Origin of the sequence: Pseudomonas sp. NCHU5216, from assembly GCF_052156495.1 — a bacterium.
In the GTDB taxonomy this organism is placed as follows: domain Bacteria; phylum Pseudomonadota; class Gammaproteobacteria; order Pseudomonadales; family Pseudomonadaceae; genus Aquipseudomonas.
Genome location: NZ_JBQLIX010000021.1, coordinates 51,375 through 67,472 on the forward strand (window position 1 = coordinate 51,375; position 16,098 = coordinate 67,472).

Sequence of the window (16,098 nt, forward strand, 5' to 3'; positions counted from 1 at the left end):
GCTCCTCGTTCAGCGCGGCGGGTATTGCGAGAGTATCTGTGTCACCGTCTCGCGGATCGCCCGTTCGCGTTCGGCCGGGCTGGGTGGCTGGCTGCGCATGATCTGTTCGCCGCTGCCGCGCCAGACCAGCTTGCCGTCCTTCGCATCGTAGAGGTCGATCTGCAGGGTGGCCACCTTGTAGTCCACGCTGCGCGTCTCGGTGAAGGCCGGGCCACCCCAGTACCCGCCCCAATAGCCACCCCAGCCACCGCCGTACTGGGTGGTGATCTGATCCTGGCGTTGGTCGACGATCAGCACCGCTTGCACCTTGAGGTCGCCCTGGCCGTCGCCGGCCTGGCGCAGGCCGCGTTGTTCCAGTTGATCGTGCACCGCCTGGCTGATGCGCTGCTCGGTGAGATCGCTCTTGAGGCGGGCGTCGTCGGGTTGGTAGAGCAGCTTGTCGCTCATCCAGCTCCAGGTGCGGTAGGCACCGAAGTCGCGGCTGGGGTCGAAGTCGCGCTCCAGGCTGACGCTGGCACAGCCGCTCAGCAGCAGGGCGAGAAGCAGGCAGGGCAGGGTACGCATGCTGAACTCCTGAGGATCAATGTGGGGGGTAGCCGGCGAGTGCAGCACGAATGGCCGAGCGGATGGCTTCGGCCTGGTCGCTCCGATCCTTGCCGGCCAGGGCTTCGCCACTGCCTGACCAGACTACCTGGTGATCGCGTGGGTCGATCAGCTCCAGGCGCACCACTGCCACCTTCTGTTCGTAGGTGCGGACGATGGGGGTGCTGCCCCAGGCACCGTATTGACGGCCCCAGGGGCCGCCGCCGTAGTAGGCGCCGCTGTCGTCGTAGTACTGGCGCAGGCGGGTTTCCTGATTGAGGCGGGCGCTGACCAGCAGATCGCCTTGACCGTTCTGCGCCGGGCGCAGGCCAAACTGGTCGAGGCCGGCACTGACGCTGTCCGCCAGTTGCTCGCCACCGATCCAGGCGGCGCCGGATGGTGGCCGGCCACCGTCCCAGCTCCAGGTGCGGTAGCGCCCGTAGTCGCGCGGTGGTGCCGGGTAGGCGCTGCGGTCGAAGGTGTTGGCGGCCCCCGGCGGTGCCGGTGGCATGGGCAAGGATTCGGCCTGGTAGGGGTTCGGGCTCTGGCAGGCGGCCAGCAGGGGCAGAACGAGCAAGGCTATGAGGCAGCGCATGATGGGCTCCGTGGTCGCGCTCGACATCACGATATGGGTTCAGGCTACGCCGGGCTCTGTGGTTCGTCCAACCTGCCTTGAGGTGCGTTCAGCTTGGCCGACAGATCCAGTGCAGGTAGCGACCCAGGCCGGCGAAGCTGGGGTGGCGGCGGTACGCCAGCTCCATCTCCAGCAGGTCGACCAGCTCGGCCTTGGCCTGGAATTCCGGCGGCATGTAATCGTGGAACACGCGCACGCCGCTACGGCTTTCGACCTGCCAGTGCGCGCCGAGTTGCGTGGCCAGTTCGCGTGGATCGAGCGGGCGCTGCGGGGTCAGGCTCTGGCCTTCGCCCGCGAAGCGCTCCTTGCGCAGCTTGCGGAAATGCCCCTTGAGCAGGTTGCGGTAGATCAGCGCGTCCTTGTTGTAGAAGGCCAGCGACAGCCAGCCGTCCCTGGCCGTGAGCTGGTGCAGCACCGGCAGGATGGCCGCCGGCTCGGCCAGCCATTCCAGCACGGCATGGCATAGCACCAGGTCGTAGGGCTCCTGCAGTTGGCCGAGCAGGTCTTGCCAGGGCGCCTGGATGAAGGTGGCGTGCTGGCCAGCCTCGGCGAAGCGTTGGCGCGCGCCTTCCAGCATGGGCTCGGCCGGTTCGGCCAGGGTGACCTGATGGCCGCGCTGGGCCAGCCACAGGCTCATATGGCCGAGGCCGGCGCCTACGTCCAGTACACGCAGCGGGCGAACCGGCAGCGTCTCAGCCAGGTCGGCCTGCAACACGGCGAGGCGGATGGCGCCCTTGGCGCCGCCATAGATCTTCTCGGCAAAGCGGGTGGCGAGTTCGTCGAAGTGGCGGTCGCTCATTTGAGGAAGCGCCGTTCGTTATCGGCCAGCTTGTCGAGCACCACCCGGTTCATGTCCAGGCCCAGCTCGCTGCACAGTTGCAGCAAATAGAGCACCACGTCGGCCACTTCCTGGCCGGCGTGGGCGAGCTGTTCAGGGGGCAACTGGCGGGATTGCTCCTCACTCAGCCACTGGAAGATTTCCACCAGCTCGGCCATTTCCACGCTAGCGGCCATGGCCAGGTTCTTTGGGCTCTGGTAACGGCGCCAATCGTTGTGATCACGAATGGCGTGCGTGCGCGCGGTGAGTTCAGCGAGGTTCATGGTGCGGCTCCTGTCGAGCCGCATAGCTTCGGCGCGAACGCCATGCGCTGCAAGCAGCGCATCATCAAACCGTAGCCCGGATCCAATCCGGGAAGCCATGGCACGCAACTCCCCGGATTGCATCCGGGCTACGCGCTAATCCCTAGGGCCGTGCGCTGGCCGACGCGCAGTTGAAAAAAGCCGTCGCGGCTAAAGCCCCCCACAGGCGGGCTACGGAGGCACCTGCGTCAGTCCTCCAGCGGCTGCCAACTGCCCACCATGTGCGGCGTGTCGTTCTCGCCGATCAGGCGGAATTGGCCGCTGGGCCCCGGCTCGCTGGCCTGCAGGGCGACATGGGTGGGCAACAGTACCGGCTTCTGGAAGCGCACCTCCAACTGGTAGCCGGCCTGTGGCAGGTGCTGCTGCAGGGCGGCCAGGCTGCGCGCCTTGTTCCACAGACCATGGGCGATGGCACGGGGGAAACCAAACAGACGGGCGCTCACGGCACTGAGGTGGATGGGGTTGTAGTCACCGGCCACACGGGCATAACGGCGGCCGATATCGGCGCGCGCCGACCAGTCGTCCAGCGGCGCCAGGGGCAGCGGTGCCTGCTCGGTGCGCGGCTGCGTCTTGCCATCGAGGCGCAGGGCACGGCAGAGGATGCGGCTGTCGCCTTCCCAGAGCAAGCCGAGCTGATCTTCCAGGCGGGTGATCAGGCTGAAGCTGGCGCCTTTGTCATGGGGTTGCAGGTCGGCCACATGCACGCTGACCTGGAACGGCCCCACGCCGCCCAGCGGGCGTAGCACGCGGATACGATTCTCCAGATGCACCAGGCCGAGCAGCGGGAAGGGGAAGCGCTTGTCGGTGAGCAACTGCATCTGCAGGCCGAAGGCGAGGATATGCGGGTAGACTGGTGGCAGGTAGCTGCCCGCGCTGATGCCGCACACCTGGCGGTAGCGCGCCAGGTGCTTGGGATCCACCTCCACCCGGCAGCGCAGGCCGAGATCGGGCAGTTGGCGGCCGGTGACCTTGCGGCGTAGGGCGGCGCGCATGAAGAGGCCGGGCAGGGCCGGCGGAACATCGAGATCGAGCCAGTCGATGGCCATTGGGGCGAACTCCTTGGCGAGTGGATGGCGGCAGCTTAACGAGCCCAGGCGTGCAGACATTGGCTGTGCTGCCCGCTATCTGCGCCGGGCAGCCAATCCGTCTGCCGCGCCGGTTTGCGCAGCGTGGCTCGGAGCCCCTAAGATGGCGCGGTTGACGAATAACAACAACAGCCGGAAATCATGCGAGACCTGACCGACGATGTGGCGCTGATGCGCCCGGTAATTGATGCTCTGCGTGCCAGCGGAACCGACCCCGATCGCGTGCTGCTGCGCGTCGGCCTGCCGCCAGGCGGGTTGCCGGCTGGGCGCTTTCCGCACAGCGCGCAGGTGGCGTTCTGGAAAGCCGCCAGCGAAGAATGCGGCGAGGAGCATATTGGGCTGTACCTGGCCCAGCACCTGCCGGCCTTTCACGGCCTGCTGCTGGAGTACCTGTTCCTCTCCAGCGAAACCTTCGGCGCCGGCTTGCGCCATGCACTGCGCTATGTGCGCCTGCTCTCCGATACCCTCAGCGCCCGCTTGGAGGTCAATGGCGACCAGGCCGTGCTGACTCTGGGCATGGAACCCGATACCCCGCGTCACTTCCCGGAAATGCTCGCTGGCGCGGTGATCCGCCTGTTCGCCGCGTTGACCGAGAACGACTTCCACCCGCATGAGGTGCGCTTCATGCATACCGAGGGCGCGCCGGCCGAGCGTTACCAGGCCGTCTACGGTTGCCCGGTACGTTTTGCCTGTAACTCCTGCGCGCTGGTGTTCGACGCCGCCGTGCTCAACAAGCCGTCGCGGCATGCCGCACCGGAGCTGCTGCGCATGCACGAGTCGCTGGCGCGTCGGCAGCTGGCCGAGGTAGAGCGCCTGGATCTGGTGCGCCAGGTGCGCGAGCTGATCGCCGAGTTGCTGGTCGACGGTGGCGCCACCCTGGAGCAGGTGGCGGCGCGTCTGAACATGCCGGCAAGGCGCCTGCGTGAGCGCCTGGCCATGGCCGGCGTGCGTTTCAACGACCTGATCACCGACTACCGCTGCCGCTTGGCCAAGGAACTGCTGCTCAAGACCGACGAGCGCATTGAAGTGATAGTCGAACGCACCGGCTTTTCCGAGCCCAGCACCTTCTACCGTGCGTTCAAACGTTGGGTCGGCGAAACACCCGTGGAATTCCGCAAGCGCGGCAAGGGCTGAAGCGGCTGCAGGCAAGAGTGGGCTCGCTTGTAACTCGTAGCCCGGATGCAATCCGGGAAGCGTATGGTACGCAACTCCCCGGATTGCATCCGGGCTACAGACAGGGACATGCTCGCCTGCAGCTTGCAGCCGCTCTTATGCCCCTAACAGGCTCTGCCCACAAACGCGCAGCACCTGCGCGGTCACCGCACCCGAACCCGGTTGGGCGAACCAGGCCACGGCTTCGGCCACGTCCTGCGGCAGGCCGCCCTGGCTCATGGAGTTCATCCGACGCCCGGCCTCACGGATACCCAGGGGAATGGCGGCGGTCATCTGGGTTTCGATGAAGCCCGGCGCCACGGCGTTGATGCTGATGCCCTTCTTCGCCAGGGCCGGCGCCCAGGCCTGGGCCAGGCCGATGACGCCGGCCTTGCTCACCGCATAGTTGGTCTGGCCCATGTTACCGGCGATGCCGCTGATCGAGGCGATCAGCACCACGCGGCCGTTGTCGTGCAGCTTGTCGGCGTCCAGCAGCGCCTGGGTCAGCACCTGCGGGGCCTTGAGGTTGACGTCGATCACCGAGCTCCAGAAGGCATCGCTCATCTTCGCCAGGGTCTTGTCACGGGTGATGCCGGCGTTGTGCACGACGATGTCCAGGCCATCGGGCAGCGCTTCGACCAGGCGCTGCGGCGCGTCCTCGGCGCAGATGTCCAATGGCACGGCACGCCCGCCCAGGCGTGCGGCCAACGCCTGCAAGGCCTCGGCGGCGGGCGGTACGTCCAGCAGCACCACCTCGGCGCCATCGCGCGCCAGCACTTCGGCGATGGCCGCGCCGATGCCGCGCGAGGCGCCGGTGACCAGCGCCTTCTTGCCGATCAGCGGGCGCGTCCAATCCTTGACCTGTTCGCCACAGGCGCCCAGGCGCAGCACCTGGCCGGACACGTAAGCGCTCTTCGGCGAGAGGAAGAAGCGCAGTGCGCCTTCCAGTTGCTGCTCACCACCCTTGCCGACATAGAGCAGTTGCACGCTGCCGCCACGGCGGATCTCCTTGCCCAGGGAGCGGGTGAAACCCTCCAGCGAGCGCTGCACGCTGGCTGCGATGGGGTCTTTCAGCGATTCCGGGGCACGCCCCAGAACCACCACGCGCGGGCACTGCGCCAGGCCCTTGAAGGTGGGCTGGAAGAAATCACGCAGCTCGATCAGTTGCTCGAAACGGCTCAGGTGGCTGGCATCGAACACCAGCGCCTTGAGTTTGGGGCCGTGCTCGGCCGTCCAGCGTGGCAGCTCGAGCTGGCCTTCGCGAGCAACGAACACCTGGTCGGTGAGCTTGCTGGCGAAAGGCTGCACGGCCTTGAGCAGGTCGCCATCACCACCGAGCAGCAGCGCGCCGTCCACGGGCCGTACCCGGCCCGCCATCCAGCGCTCCAGACGCACGGGTGCCGGCAGGCCGAGGGTGCCGACCAGGCGGCGACCGGTAGGGGAGTTGGCGAAGGCAAGGTAACGATCGGACATGAAAGGCTCCTGCAGGCGGATCGGAAGTCATGTCACTGTACGCAGTGACGCACAAAGCGCAATTGACCGCTCTGCCTGGTCGATCGGCAAGGCGGCCAATGCGGGCCGGTGCGCACGCGCTAGCCTTGAACCCAATTATCACCCGTAAGGAGTCAGCATGGCCCAGTTACGCCGGGTCGCCATCGTCGGCGGCAACCGCATCCCCTTCGCCCGCTCCAACACCGTCTACGCCACGGCGAGCAATCAGGAGATGCTGACCAGTGCCCTCGAAGGCCTGGTGGAGCGCTTCAATCTGCACGGCGAGCGCCTCGGCGAGGTGGTGGCCGGTGCCGTGCTCAAGCACTCGCGGGATTTCAACCTGACCCGCGAATGCGTGCTCGGCTCGCGCCTGGCCCCGGAAACCCCGGCATATGACCTGCAGCAAGCCTGCGGTACCGGCCTGGAGGCGGCCCTGCTGGTGGCCAACAAGATCGCCCTCGGGCAGATCGAGTGCGGCATCGCCGGTGGCGTCGACACCACCTCCGATGCGCCCATCGGCGTCAACGAGGGCCTGCGCAAGATCCTCCTGGAGGCCAATCGCGGCAAGCGCACGGCGGACAAGGTCAAGAGCCTGCTCAAGGTGCGCCCGCGTCACCTGGCCCCGGCCATCCCGCGCAATGGCGAGCCGCGTACCGGGCTGTCGATGGGTGAGCACTGCGAACTGATGGCGCAGCGCTGGGCCATCCCGCGCGACGAGCAGGATCAACTGGCCCTGGCCAGCCACCAGAAGCTGGCGGCGGCCTATGCCGAAGGCTGGCTGGACGATCTGCTCACACCGTTCCGTGGCCTGACCCGCGACCAGAACCTGCGCCCGGACATCAGCGCCGAGAAGCTCGCCAGCCTCAAGCCCTGCTTCGAGCGTGGCCCGCGCGGCACCCTGACCCCGGCCAACTCCACGCCGCTGACCGATGGCGCCTCGGTGGTGCTGCTGGCCAGCGAGGAATGGGCCAAGGCCCGTGGCCTGCCGATCCTGGCCTATTTCCGCGATGGCGAGGCGGCGGCGGTGGACTTCGTGCAGGGCAAGGAAGGCCTGCTGATGGCGCCGGTCTACGCCGTGCCGCGCATGCTCGCGCGCAATGGCCTGAGCCTGCAGGACTTCGACTACTACGAGATTCACGAAGCCTTCGCCGCCCAGGTGCTGTGCACCCTCAAGGCCTGGGAAGACGCCGAGTACTGCAAGGAGCGCCTGGGCCTGGAAGCCCCGCTGGGCTCCATCGACCGCAGCAAGATGAACGTCAAGGGCAGCTCCCTGGCTGCCGGCCACCCCTTCGCCGCCACCGGCGGGCGCATCGTCGCCAACCTGGCCAAACTGCTCTCCGTGGCTGGAGAAGGGCGCGGGCTGATCTCCATTTGTGCGGCAGGCGGGCAGGGCGTGACCGCCATCATCGAGCGCTGATTGCCTGCGATCGGGCGCCTGCTGGCGCTCGGCCGCGCCAATGGCTCCACGATTAGGGCGGCCTGCCTCGAGCATGGCCGCCCTCTTTTTACCTGAGCTTGTGGGGGCGCGTGTCGCACGCTATAGGCATGCCGCCCCCCTTTCCCACTGACCGGCCAGGTAGGGCGATTAACGTGACCCAGCGCATGCTATCGGTCCGCCAGTATTGAACCTGTCAGCTGAGCCGGGCACCCTGTTGCCCAGCTTGCCATTCAAGGAAGGAACTCGCCATGCTGGATGCCAACCAGGCGCATATCACCCTGACCATTCCCGCCGTCGACAGCGACCTGCAAGTGCTGTCCTTCATTGGCCGGGAGATGCTCAACAAGCCCTACCGCTTCGAGATCGACCTGGTCAGCTCGCGTGCCGACCTCGACCTCCATCAACTGATCAACCAGCCCGCCTACCTGGCCTTCGGCCCCAGCGGCAAGGGCGTGCACGGCATCATCTATGGCGTCGAGCAGGGCGACTCCGGCAAGCGCCTGACCCGCTACCACATCGACCTGCGCCCGACCCTGGCCTACCTCGGCCACAGCTTCGACCAGCGCATCTTCCAGCACATGACCGCGCCGCAGATCATCGCCGCCGTGCTCGAAGAACACGGCCTGCTCGAAGGCACCGACTACCGCATGCAGTTCGGCCCCTACGTCTACCCCGAACGCATCTACTGCACCCAGTACGACGAAAACGACCTGTATTTCATCCAGCGTTTGTGTGAAGAAGAAGGCATCAGCTTCCACTTCCAGCACAGCGAAGACGGCCACGTCCTGGTGTTCGGCGACGACGCCACCGTCTTCCCCCGGCTCGCCCCGCTCAACTACCAGCAGGACAGCGGCATGGCCGCCAGCCACGAAGTGGTGCGCGCCTTCGGCGTGCGCCTGGAAACTCGCACCACCCAGGTCACCTGGCGTGACTACGACTTCGAGCAGCCCAAGCTGCAGATGGAAGCCAGCTACAGCAGCGAATTCTTCCCCACCCTGGAAATGTACGACTACCCCGGCCGCTTCACCGACCGCACCCGTGGCAAGCATCTGGCCAAGCGCAGCCTGGAACGCCTGCGCAGCGACTACGAACTGGCCGAAGGCAAAAGCGACGCCTACCTGTGCTGCGGCCACTTCCTCGCCCTGACCGGCCACCCACGCCAGCCATGGAACGACCTCTGGCTGCTCACCGAAGTGATCCACGAAGGCAAGCAACCGCAGGTGCTGGAAGAGTCGGTCACCAGCAACACCCAGCCGGGCGACGGCTTTCAGCAGGGCTACCGCAACCGCTTCACCGCCACGCCCTGGGATATCCCCTTCCGCCCCGGCTTGGAACACCCCAAACCCAAGGTACTGGGTAGCCAGACTGCCGTGGTGACCGGCCCTGCCGGCGAAGAGATTCATTGCGACCAATATGGCCGCGTGAAGGTGCAGTTCTTCTGGGATCGCGACGGCCAGGGCAACGACAAGACCAGTTGCTGGTTGCGCGTGGCCTCCAACTGGGCGGGCAAGGCCTACGGCGGCGTGGCCATTCCCCGCGTCGGCATGGAAGTGCTGGTTACCTTCCTCGAAGGGGACCCCGATCAGCCGCTGGTCACCGGCTGCCTGTACCACGCCGAACATGTGGTGCCCTACGACCTGCCGGCGAACAAGACCAGAAGCGTATTCAAGACCCTGAGCAGCCCCGGTGGCGGTGGCTACAATGAATTTCGCATCGAAGACCGCAAGGGCGCCGAGCAGATCTATATTCACGCCCAGCGCGACTGGGACGAGAACATCGAGCACGACCAGAAGATCCGCGTCGGCAACGAGCGCCACGACACGGTCGAGGCCAACACCTACACCGAACTCAAGGCCGAAGAACACCGCACCACCGACCTCGACCGCAAGGTGGAAGTGCGCGCCAACGACCACCTCACCGTCGCCGCTACCCAGCACAACAAGATCGGTACCGGCCTGTTTATCGAGGCAGGCACAGAGCTGCACTATTTTGCTGGTGACAAGGTGACCATCGACGCTGGTATGGAGCTGACCGCAGCCGGTGGCGGCAGCTTCGTCAAGCTCGATCCCAGCGGCGTAACCATCAGCGGCGCGACCATCAAGATGAACACGGGCGGGGCGCCGGGCAGTGGTTCGGGGTTGAAGATCCTGGGGCCGGTGATTCCGTGGGCGGCGGATCAGGACAAGGCCGGTAATCTGCTCGATTTGGCTCGGCTGAACATACCACCGCTGGTTCTTGCCAGTAGGTTGCAGCAGGGCGTCGCGCCCATGTGCGGCAAGCAGAGTAACGGTGCTTGCAGTCGGGAGGATTGCCCATGCTTGAAGGGCTGAGTGAGTTCCAGGCTCTTGCGCGTCATACAGCCGTTGAGCTGTTGCAAGAGCACGTTGGTGAGCTGCTGTTCATCATCGATACCCAGCGGCAACCGGACGCAATGATCCAGTTGTATCAACTGGGAGAAGAGCTCGATTTACGGCACCTGTATGCGGAAACCGAGCTGGCCGAGTGGGCGCAGGAGGGGCCGATCTGGTTCAGCGCCCCGCGCGATAGCAAGCGGGCCAGTCTGGGCATGCGGCTTTGTCATGAGCGCCAGGCCGGTATGGTCATCTGTACCTCGGACGAACAGGCCGCATTGGCCCATGCTCGCTGGCTGTTGCGTGTTCGTGACGGCTCCGGTGGAGAAAGCCTCGTCGCCTACCATTTGCCCGCCATCTGGAACGCTTTGGCGCTGACCGCAACTGAGCGAGCGCTGCTATTTGGCCCCTGGGAAAAGGTTTTCTCACCGGCACCCTATAGCTCTCAATCATCTGAACAGTGGTTAGGCTGGATACCCCCTGAAGCATTGGATGGCTCCTGGAACCACCACGCAAGCCTTGAACTTGCGGAAGCAGCCTCAGCTTATATGCGCACCTTGCGCTGGGTATATTGGATCGATGAAGAGCGCGCGGGGTTTGGCATCCCTACGGCGGAGCAACTCCCAAGGCTGATCGCCAATCTGGAAACGCTCGTCGAGCACCGTATTTATGAAGGGCGCCATTTGCTAGAGCTCACCCAGTTGGTGAAGGGCGAACCGATAAGCGAACGGCCAGAGGTCATGGATATTCTGCAGCGCAATGAAGAAGCCTTCCTCAAAGTCAAAAGTCTGCAAGCGCTTACCGCGACGACCTCGCCTACCTGAGCCTCCGCCCACGATAGATTGGAAACCCTGAAATGGAACTCACCAGCTACAGCGTTAAGAGCGGCGACACACTCAGCCAGATCGCCACCGCACATCAGACCGATATCGCGACCCTGAAACGTCTGAACCCCTTCATCCGTGATGCCAACCACATCCAGGCGGGCTGGAACCTCAGTGTGCCGAAAGCGGATAATGTTTCGGTCGCCGTCGACGCGTCACAACCGGCAGCCCCTGCATCGTCAGTGCAACCGGAAAAGGTTAAGTGCGAACCTGTTTTGGAGCTTGGCCCGCCACCTTCCCCGCTCTGTACCACCAGTGAATGCTTTGCGCCTGCCGATCCGCCGCCCTGTTCACAGCGCTACGCCAACATCCTTTACGCCACCGATGAGCAGGAGTTCTGGTTACTGCCGGAAAGAGTCGTGAGTGCGATCAAAGAGGCTGAGCATTTGCTCAACCAACGGATAACACCTGCCAAATCGCCGGACGAGCGCCTGCGCGGCCTGGATGAGAGCGGTCTGCTCGAGTACTTCCTCGAACCCCGGCTGAGCAGTTTTCTGGAGGGGGAGGAAAAGGCGCGTCTGGAAGAGATCGAGACTTATGACCCCGATCTGGAAGCGAATGCTGATGAAGCAGAAGCATTTCGCGAGGCAATGCGCCACATGAGCCCCATCGACCAGATAGACCAGACTGACTATGACCGTCAGCAGTTGGCCGAAGGCGAACGCTTGATCCAGTTGCGAGACGAAAAACGCCAGCTCGAATCCAAAGCGAAGGCTATAGCACAGGGAAAAGGGTACATCCTAGAGAAGGGCATGCTCTTCACGCCAGAGGCGATCGAGGCTCGCGACGCTGTGCAGCGTTATCTCAATGCGCGCAAAACCTTGCTCGAGAGCACGGACGGCAAGCTACCGGAAAACTATCAAAAAGAACTGGCCGACTTCGTGGCCGAGAGCGCGAGGCGCTACAACGAGGCGATGGATTGTCGTACCAACTGCCTCGCCCCATTCGCCAGCTACGTGAGCTGGCGAAACACCCAGGAGAAGAAGCTGGGGGAAAAGCGCGAATATCTGGAAAGCATCATCGAAGCTGCCCAATACGGTATCGCGCTACCCGAATTTGCCCTGGTCGGAGGTGACTATCCTGCCGACGCCAGCCAGACCGACCTCAGCGGTGGCGTTGGGCTGTTGCAGCAATACTTGAATCTGGAAAAGCAACAGCTAGAGGTGCATACCCGGCTGCGTGACAAATACCGCGCCTGGCTAAAGGCAACTGGAGAGAACGCCCCAGCGCCCGCCGGCTTGGTGGATGCCGAACGTGCGGCATGGGAGCGGATACAGTCCGAGAAGGACAAGCTGCGCTTGCAGGCCGAGCAGAATGTTGCCAGCACGTATCCGCGCCGCCACCTGCTGTGGCACCCCGAGGAGTTTCAGCCCAAGCCGCTGGAGCGACTGGTCAAGAGCAACTTCCCGTTGCGCGAGGTCAGTTTCTCCGACACCAAAGGTCTGCTCAGCCATTTCAGCCTCCACAACATCAACAAGGCTCTGAAGGAGGATGCTGTCAAAGTCGTCAAGGACTCGGTAAAGAACCTGCGCAACAAGATCCCGCAGAAATCCGGCAGCGTGGCCGCCTCCGCCAGAAGTGATTTTGGCAACTGGCTGATGGAGCAAGGTGCGTTCGTAATCGATGATCAGCATGGCGACTGGTTTGATAGCCAAGGCTGGTTCGATGTCGAGATCTTTCACCAGTACCTGCAGCGCGACAAGATCGAGGTCGACACGCTGGAGGATGCCGCTACCCGTCAAGCCTGGGGGGAGCGTTTGCGGCAAATACTGTTCAAGGAGGAGGTTCGCAGCGCATTGCGCCTGTTCGACCGCAGCCCGCAAGCACAATTGGTACGTTGCCTGACGCCGCCACAAGCGAGCGTTCATGGGGCCGTCTCCATCGTCGCTCCGACCCTGAGCATGGCCGACGGTTTTTCTGCGGGTGTTCGTGCCACGCTGGACATCGACCTGGCGCGTGGGGAGGTTGAACTGCTCAAGGTCGATCTGCCTGAAAGAGCTAAAGCCAAGGATCTAACGTTCACGTATTTAGATCATGCAGACCAGAAGCAGACGATGAGCCTTGGCCGGTTTTCCATATACCTTGGCGTCAAGGCCTGGGGCTATGCTGGTGCGTCGCTGATGCTCGCCGGCACCTTGCGCCTCGGGCCGAACAAATCTGCCTATGATCTCATCGGACCTCCACGCCCGGCCCGTCGCAGTATCATTCAGCGCACCGAGGTGACCGAAGACCGCCTGCCTGGCCGTGCGGCCGACGCGCGCATGGACGATGGCCTTAGCGCGCAATTCGTCGCGTTCGCAGGCGTTCAAGCAGGCATCAAGATCGATGGTTCCCTCAACTGGGCGCCACCCGCTGCGCTGGCAGTCTTGCGTACTATCCCTGCGGGCAATGATGCCGACACGCTGGCTACGGAAAATAACCAATGGCTGCCCCTGGCGCGGCTCACCGCCAACTTGAGTGGCGCAGTGGGTATAGGGGCCAAAGGTGATGTGACCCTTTCACTGATGAATGGGCGTTTCGTCCTGCGGATCAAGGCTGCCTTGATCGCCGGCCCTGGCGTGGACGGCATGTTCACCTTCGAGGTCGGCTATGAATCCGTGGAACAGTTGATCAACCTGTTTCGCCGCGAACTGCACAAGAACCAGGGCAAACCCTTGAATTGGGTCTCTGCGGACGCCGCCGAGCGCATGTCCGTGTTCAACCTGCTCGGCAGTGCAGGCCTCAGCGTCTCCATGCTCTACCTGATGGAAGTGGATATGGTCATGTCGCTCTACGAAGTGCTGACCAGCGGCGGCAAGGGGGGGCCGATTGCCTACACGATCATGACGTACAGGAAGCCAGAAGAGCTGGAACAATGGTTCGTCGAGGCCACACCAGCGGCGTTGGGGCCGATGCTGATGACGTTGATCGATACGCCCAAGGCCTTCAAGATCGTTTCATCGACGACCGACCCAAGAACAGGGAGGCCTCAGGAGCAAGCAGAGGAGTTTACCGCTGTCCAAGCTCATCTGTTCCAGCAGCAGGCGATTGAGCGTGTGCTGGGATGGATTCTTCGGGGAGCCCAGAGCAATGGCACTCTGGCCGATGCCCAGCGGCAATTCGAGGACGCCTGCATCAGCATGAATCGCTTTGGCACCAAGTCCGCAACGCCTGGGCAGACCTATTGCGACAACCGGGTCAGGTTGGATCATTTTATGGCGGAGCGCGTTGAGGCCTTGGTCAAGACTAATAACGATATGCGTGCCCGCTACCAGCATCATGTGGCAGCCTTGGGTGCACAGCAGGATGGTTATTGTGTGCGCTACAACCACAGCGGACGAAATCGCAGGCCCGGTGGGCTGGCAGACTACGTAGGGCCTGGAGAGTGACGAAGGAATCGACGATGCGATTAAAAGCCTTTTTTACGATATTGGCGCTGCTCTTCACCAGTTCAGCTCTTGCGGCTTTGACGCTCGACCAAGAGCAGGCCAAGGAAAGAGGCTTGATGCTGTTCAACCAGTACAAGATCGCCGAGCCTGAGCTGCGTATTGCCGCCGAAGCCGGTGATGCCGAGGCTCAATATTATTTGGCCGAAGAGCTGCGCCAGATGAATCGCTATATCACGACAGAGGCTTACAAGTGGTACGAAGCCGCAGCCAACCAAGGGCACCTTTACAGCATGTTGCGGCTCTCTCGTCAGGAGAGCGACCTCTGCGCAGTAATGAATAATTGCCCTGCAGGCAGCAAAACACCTTGGGACTGGCTCAAGCAGGCCGAGGCAATCGCGGGAGCGCGAGCCGAAAAGGGCGACGGCGAAGCCATGTACATCCTGTACCTGGCCACCGCGAAACTCGAATGGCTGGAGAAGTCGGCGGAGGCGGGCTATGCCCAAGGCCAGTGGTTGTTGGCCAACCGTTATCAGGAAGGTGAAGGTTTTTTCTTCCTGCCTGGAAAACGTCAGGAGTCTGTTGAGCGATGGTTCAAGGCCTCTGCGGAGGGAGGTAACCCAAAGGCGATGATGCGCTATGCACATTTGCTCTACGAGAAGCACGACAAGGCAGGTGTACGCTATTGGATGGAAGAGGCAAGCAAACTAGGTTATGTGGACGCTGTTTCAAGTTATGCCGCGTATGTAGCCCATACGCCAGATTTGCTTGGCTATGAATTGAATTTAGTAAAGGGGTATGCACTGACGTATTTACTCAAGGAGCTGGATGGTGGCGGCAATATGCAGGTTTATGTCGATGACACTCTCCCTGAAATCGCAGCCAAGATGACACCTGATCAAATCGAGCAAGCCAAGGTCTTTGCCAAGGAATGGAAAGCCACCCACCCGCCGCTTTCGTTCTTCCCCGACAAGCTGGGTTACTGAGGCAGTGAAGACTCTATTCGCCACTCTGCTTATCTTGTTCGCCAGTTCGGCTTTGGCTGCATTGACGCCCGAGCAACAGCAGGCCAAGAAAAGGGGCTTGATGCTGTTCTATCAGTACAAGATCGCTGAGCCCGAACTGCGCATTGCCGCCGAAGCCGGTGATGCCGAGGCTCAATATTATTTGGCCGAAGAGCTTCGCCAGATGAATCGCTACATCACACCAGAAGCGCACAAGTGGTATGAGGCAGCGGCGAGCCAGGGAGACTTCTACGCCATGATCCGGCTGGGCCGTAGTGGCAAGGATCTATGTGCGGTGATGGGCAACTGCACGGCTGGGCAAAAGACCCCGGTGGAATGGCTGAGGCAGGCGCTGAGCCAGGCCAAACCCAAAGCTGAGCAAGGCGACGCAGAGGCCATGTATGTGATGTACCACATTACCGGCAATCGGGACTGGTTGGAGAAGTCAGCGAACGCGGGGCATGCCATCGCGCAGTACTGGATGGCGGTTGGCGACAGTCAGGGCGAAGGCTTCTTCTTCCTGCCTGGCAAACGTCAGGAGTCTGTTGAACGAAGGTTCAAGGCCTCGGCGGAAGGGGGCTATCCAAAGGCGATGATGCATTATGTCGGGATACTGCACGATAAGGGCGATATGAAAGCGGCTCGGTACTGGGTGGTGAAAGCGGCTGAAACGGGCTTTGAAAGCGGTGTTACGAGCTTGGGTGCTTATTCTGGCCACGCCCCAGCCAAATTGGGATTCCCACTGGATGTGGTCAAAGGCTATGGCCTGATTTCCCTGCTGAGGGAACTGGATGGCGGCGGCAATGTGCAGGTCTATGTCGATGACACTCTGCCTAAAATCGCAGCCAAGATGACGCTCGAGCAGATCGAGCAAGCCAAGGCCTTTGCAAAGGAATGGAAAGCCACCCACCCGCCGCTCTCGTTCTTCCCCGACAAGCTGGGTTACTGAGGCAGTGACGGCTACCACATCTT

Annotated in this window: 13 protein-coding genes; 7 read left to right on the forward strand and 6 right to left on the reverse strand. The window is 62.9% G+C overall.

Annotated elements, in window-relative coordinates; translation table 11 throughout:
- Positions 1 to 9: 9 nt before the first annotated feature.
- From ACSVIK_RS15725 to ACSVIK_RS15745, 5 genes are all read right to left on the reverse strand, one after another.
- The gene (locus ACSVIK_RS15725; RefSeq protein WP_442445198.1) at positions 10 to 564 is read right to left on the reverse strand and encodes a DUF4136 domain-containing protein; all 555 of its coding nucleotides are present in this window, start codon (positions 562 to 564) and stop codon (positions 10 to 12) included.
- A 16-nt stretch (positions 565 to 580) separates the two neighbouring features.
- Positions 581 to 1,177: a DUF4136 domain-containing protein gene (locus ACSVIK_RS15730; RefSeq protein WP_442445199.1), complete on the reverse strand. Its 597-nt coding sequence runs from the start codon at positions 1,175 to 1,177 to the stop codon at positions 581 to 583.
- An 88-nt stretch (positions 1,178 to 1,265) separates the two neighbouring features.
- Complete coding sequence (locus ACSVIK_RS15735) at positions 1,266 to 2,015, reverse strand: methyltransferase (RefSeq protein ID WP_442445200.1); 750 nt, start codon at positions 2,013 to 2,015, stop codon at positions 1,266 to 1,268.
- A complete protein-coding gene (locus tag ACSVIK_RS15740; RefSeq protein ID WP_442445201.1) occupies positions 2,012 to 2,317 on the reverse strand; it encodes a nucleotide pyrophosphohydrolase in 306 nt (101 codons plus the stop codon). The genes ACSVIK_RS15735 and ACSVIK_RS15740 overlap by 4 nt, the downstream gene beginning before the upstream one ends.
- A 227-nt stretch (positions 2,318 to 2,544) precedes the next feature.
- Positions 2,545 to 3,402 carry a MaoC family dehydratase gene (locus ACSVIK_RS15745; RefSeq protein ID WP_442445202.1) on the reverse strand — a complete coding sequence of 286 codons (858 nt, stop codon included), beginning with the start codon at positions 3,400 to 3,402 and terminating at the stop codon, positions 2,545 to 2,547.
- A gap of 180 nt (positions 3,403 to 3,582) precedes the next feature.
- Here ACSVIK_RS15745 and ACSVIK_RS15750 point away from each other — a divergent pair, with 180 nt between their 5' ends.
- A complete protein-coding gene (locus ACSVIK_RS15750; protein ID WP_442445203.1) occupies positions 3,583 to 4,575 on the forward strand; it encodes an AraC family transcriptional regulator in 993 nt (330 codons plus the stop codon).
- Positions 4,576 to 4,710: 135 nt separating this feature from the next.
- Here the strand turns inward: ACSVIK_RS15750 and ACSVIK_RS15755 are convergent, their stop codons facing one another.
- Complete coding sequence (locus tag ACSVIK_RS15755) at positions 4,711 to 6,066, reverse strand: 3-oxoacyl-ACP reductase (RefSeq protein WP_442445204.1); 1,356 nt, start codon at positions 6,064 to 6,066, stop codon at positions 4,711 to 4,713.
- Positions 6,067 to 6,223: 157 nt separating this feature from the next.
- On the opposite strand from ACSVIK_RS15755, the gene ACSVIK_RS15760 reads away from it, so the two are divergent.
- The 6 genes from ACSVIK_RS15760 (at position 6,224) to ACSVIK_RS15785 (ending at position 16,075) form a co-directional block, all read left to right on the forward strand.
- Complete coding sequence (locus tag ACSVIK_RS15760; RefSeq protein WP_442445205.1) at positions 6,224 to 7,501, forward strand: acetyl-CoA C-acetyltransferase; 1,278 nt, start codon at positions 6,224 to 6,226, stop codon at positions 7,499 to 7,501.
- Between the two features lie 269 nt (positions 7,502 to 7,770).
- Positions 7,771 to 9,852 (forward strand): type VI secretion system Vgr family protein, encoded by a 2,082-nt coding sequence (locus ACSVIK_RS15765; RefSeq protein ID WP_442445206.1) that lies wholly within the window; start codon positions 7,771 to 7,773, stop codon positions 9,850 to 9,852.
- Positions 9,837 to 10,697: a DUF4123 domain-containing protein gene (locus tag ACSVIK_RS15770; protein WP_442445207.1), complete on the forward strand. Its 861-nt coding sequence runs from the start codon at positions 9,837 to 9,839 to the stop codon at positions 10,695 to 10,697. Before ACSVIK_RS15765 ends, ACSVIK_RS15770 begins: the two co-directional genes overlap by 16 nt.
- Positions 10,698 to 10,729: 32 nt before the next feature.
- Complete coding sequence (locus ACSVIK_RS15775; RefSeq protein WP_442445208.1) at positions 10,730 to 14,125, forward strand: LysM peptidoglycan-binding domain-containing protein; 3,396 nt, start codon at positions 10,730 to 10,732, stop codon at positions 14,123 to 14,125.
- Positions 14,126 to 14,139: 14 nt separating this feature from the next.
- The gene (locus tag ACSVIK_RS15780) at positions 14,140 to 15,108 is read left to right on the forward strand and encodes a tetratricopeptide repeat protein (protein ID WP_442445209.1); all 969 of its coding nucleotides are present in this window, start codon (positions 14,140 to 14,142) and stop codon (positions 15,106 to 15,108) included.
- A 4-nt stretch (positions 15,109 to 15,112) separates the two neighbouring features.
- Complete coding sequence (locus ACSVIK_RS15785) at positions 15,113 to 16,075, forward strand: tetratricopeptide repeat protein (RefSeq protein ID WP_442445210.1); 963 nt, start codon at positions 15,113 to 15,115, stop codon at positions 16,073 to 16,075.
- Positions 16,076 to 16,098 lie beyond the last annotated feature (23 nt).

Coding starts and splice junctions, on each gene's coding strand:
- ACSVIK_RS15780 (WP_442445209.1), top strand. CDS start 14,140: ATGCGATTAAAAGCCTTTTTTACGATATTGGCGCTGCTCTTCACCAGT.
- ACSVIK_RS15735 (WP_442445200.1), bottom strand. CDS start 2,015: ATGAGCGACCGCCACTTCGACGAACTCGCCACCCGCTTTGCCGAGAAG.
- ACSVIK_RS15745 (WP_442445202.1), bottom strand. CDS start 3,402: ATGGCCATCGACTGGCTCGATCTCGATGTTCCGCCGGCCCTGCCCGGC.
- ACSVIK_RS15730 (WP_442445199.1), bottom strand. CDS start 1,177: ATGCGCTGCCTCATAGCCTTGCTCGTTCTGCCCCTGCTGGCCGCCTGC.
- ACSVIK_RS15750 (WP_442445203.1), top strand. CDS start 3,583: ATGCGAGACCTGACCGACGATGTGGCGCTGATGCGCCCGGTAATTGAT.
- ACSVIK_RS15760 (WP_442445205.1), top strand. CDS start 6,224: ATGGCCCAGTTACGCCGGGTCGCCATCGTCGGCGGCAACCGCATCCCC.
- ACSVIK_RS15775 (WP_442445208.1), top strand. CDS start 10,730: ATGGAACTCACCAGCTACAGCGTTAAGAGCGGCGACACACTCAGCCAG.
- ACSVIK_RS15755 (WP_442445204.1), bottom strand. CDS start 6,066: ATGTCCGATCGTTACCTTGCCTTCGCCAACTCCCCTACCGGTCGCCGC.
- ACSVIK_RS15765 (WP_442445206.1), top strand. CDS start 7,771: ATGCTGGATGCCAACCAGGCGCATATCACCCTGACCATTCCCGCCGTC.
- ACSVIK_RS15725 (WP_442445198.1), bottom strand. CDS start 564: ATGCGTACCCTGCCCTGCCTGCTTCTCGCCCTGCTGCTGAGCGGCTGT.
- ACSVIK_RS15770 (WP_442445207.1), top strand. CDS start 9,837: ATGCTTGAAGGGCTGAGTGAGTTCCAGGCTCTTGCGCGTCATACAGCC.
- ACSVIK_RS15740 (WP_442445201.1), bottom strand. CDS start 2,317: ATGAACCTCGCTGAACTCACCGCGCGCACGCACGCCATTCGTGATCAC.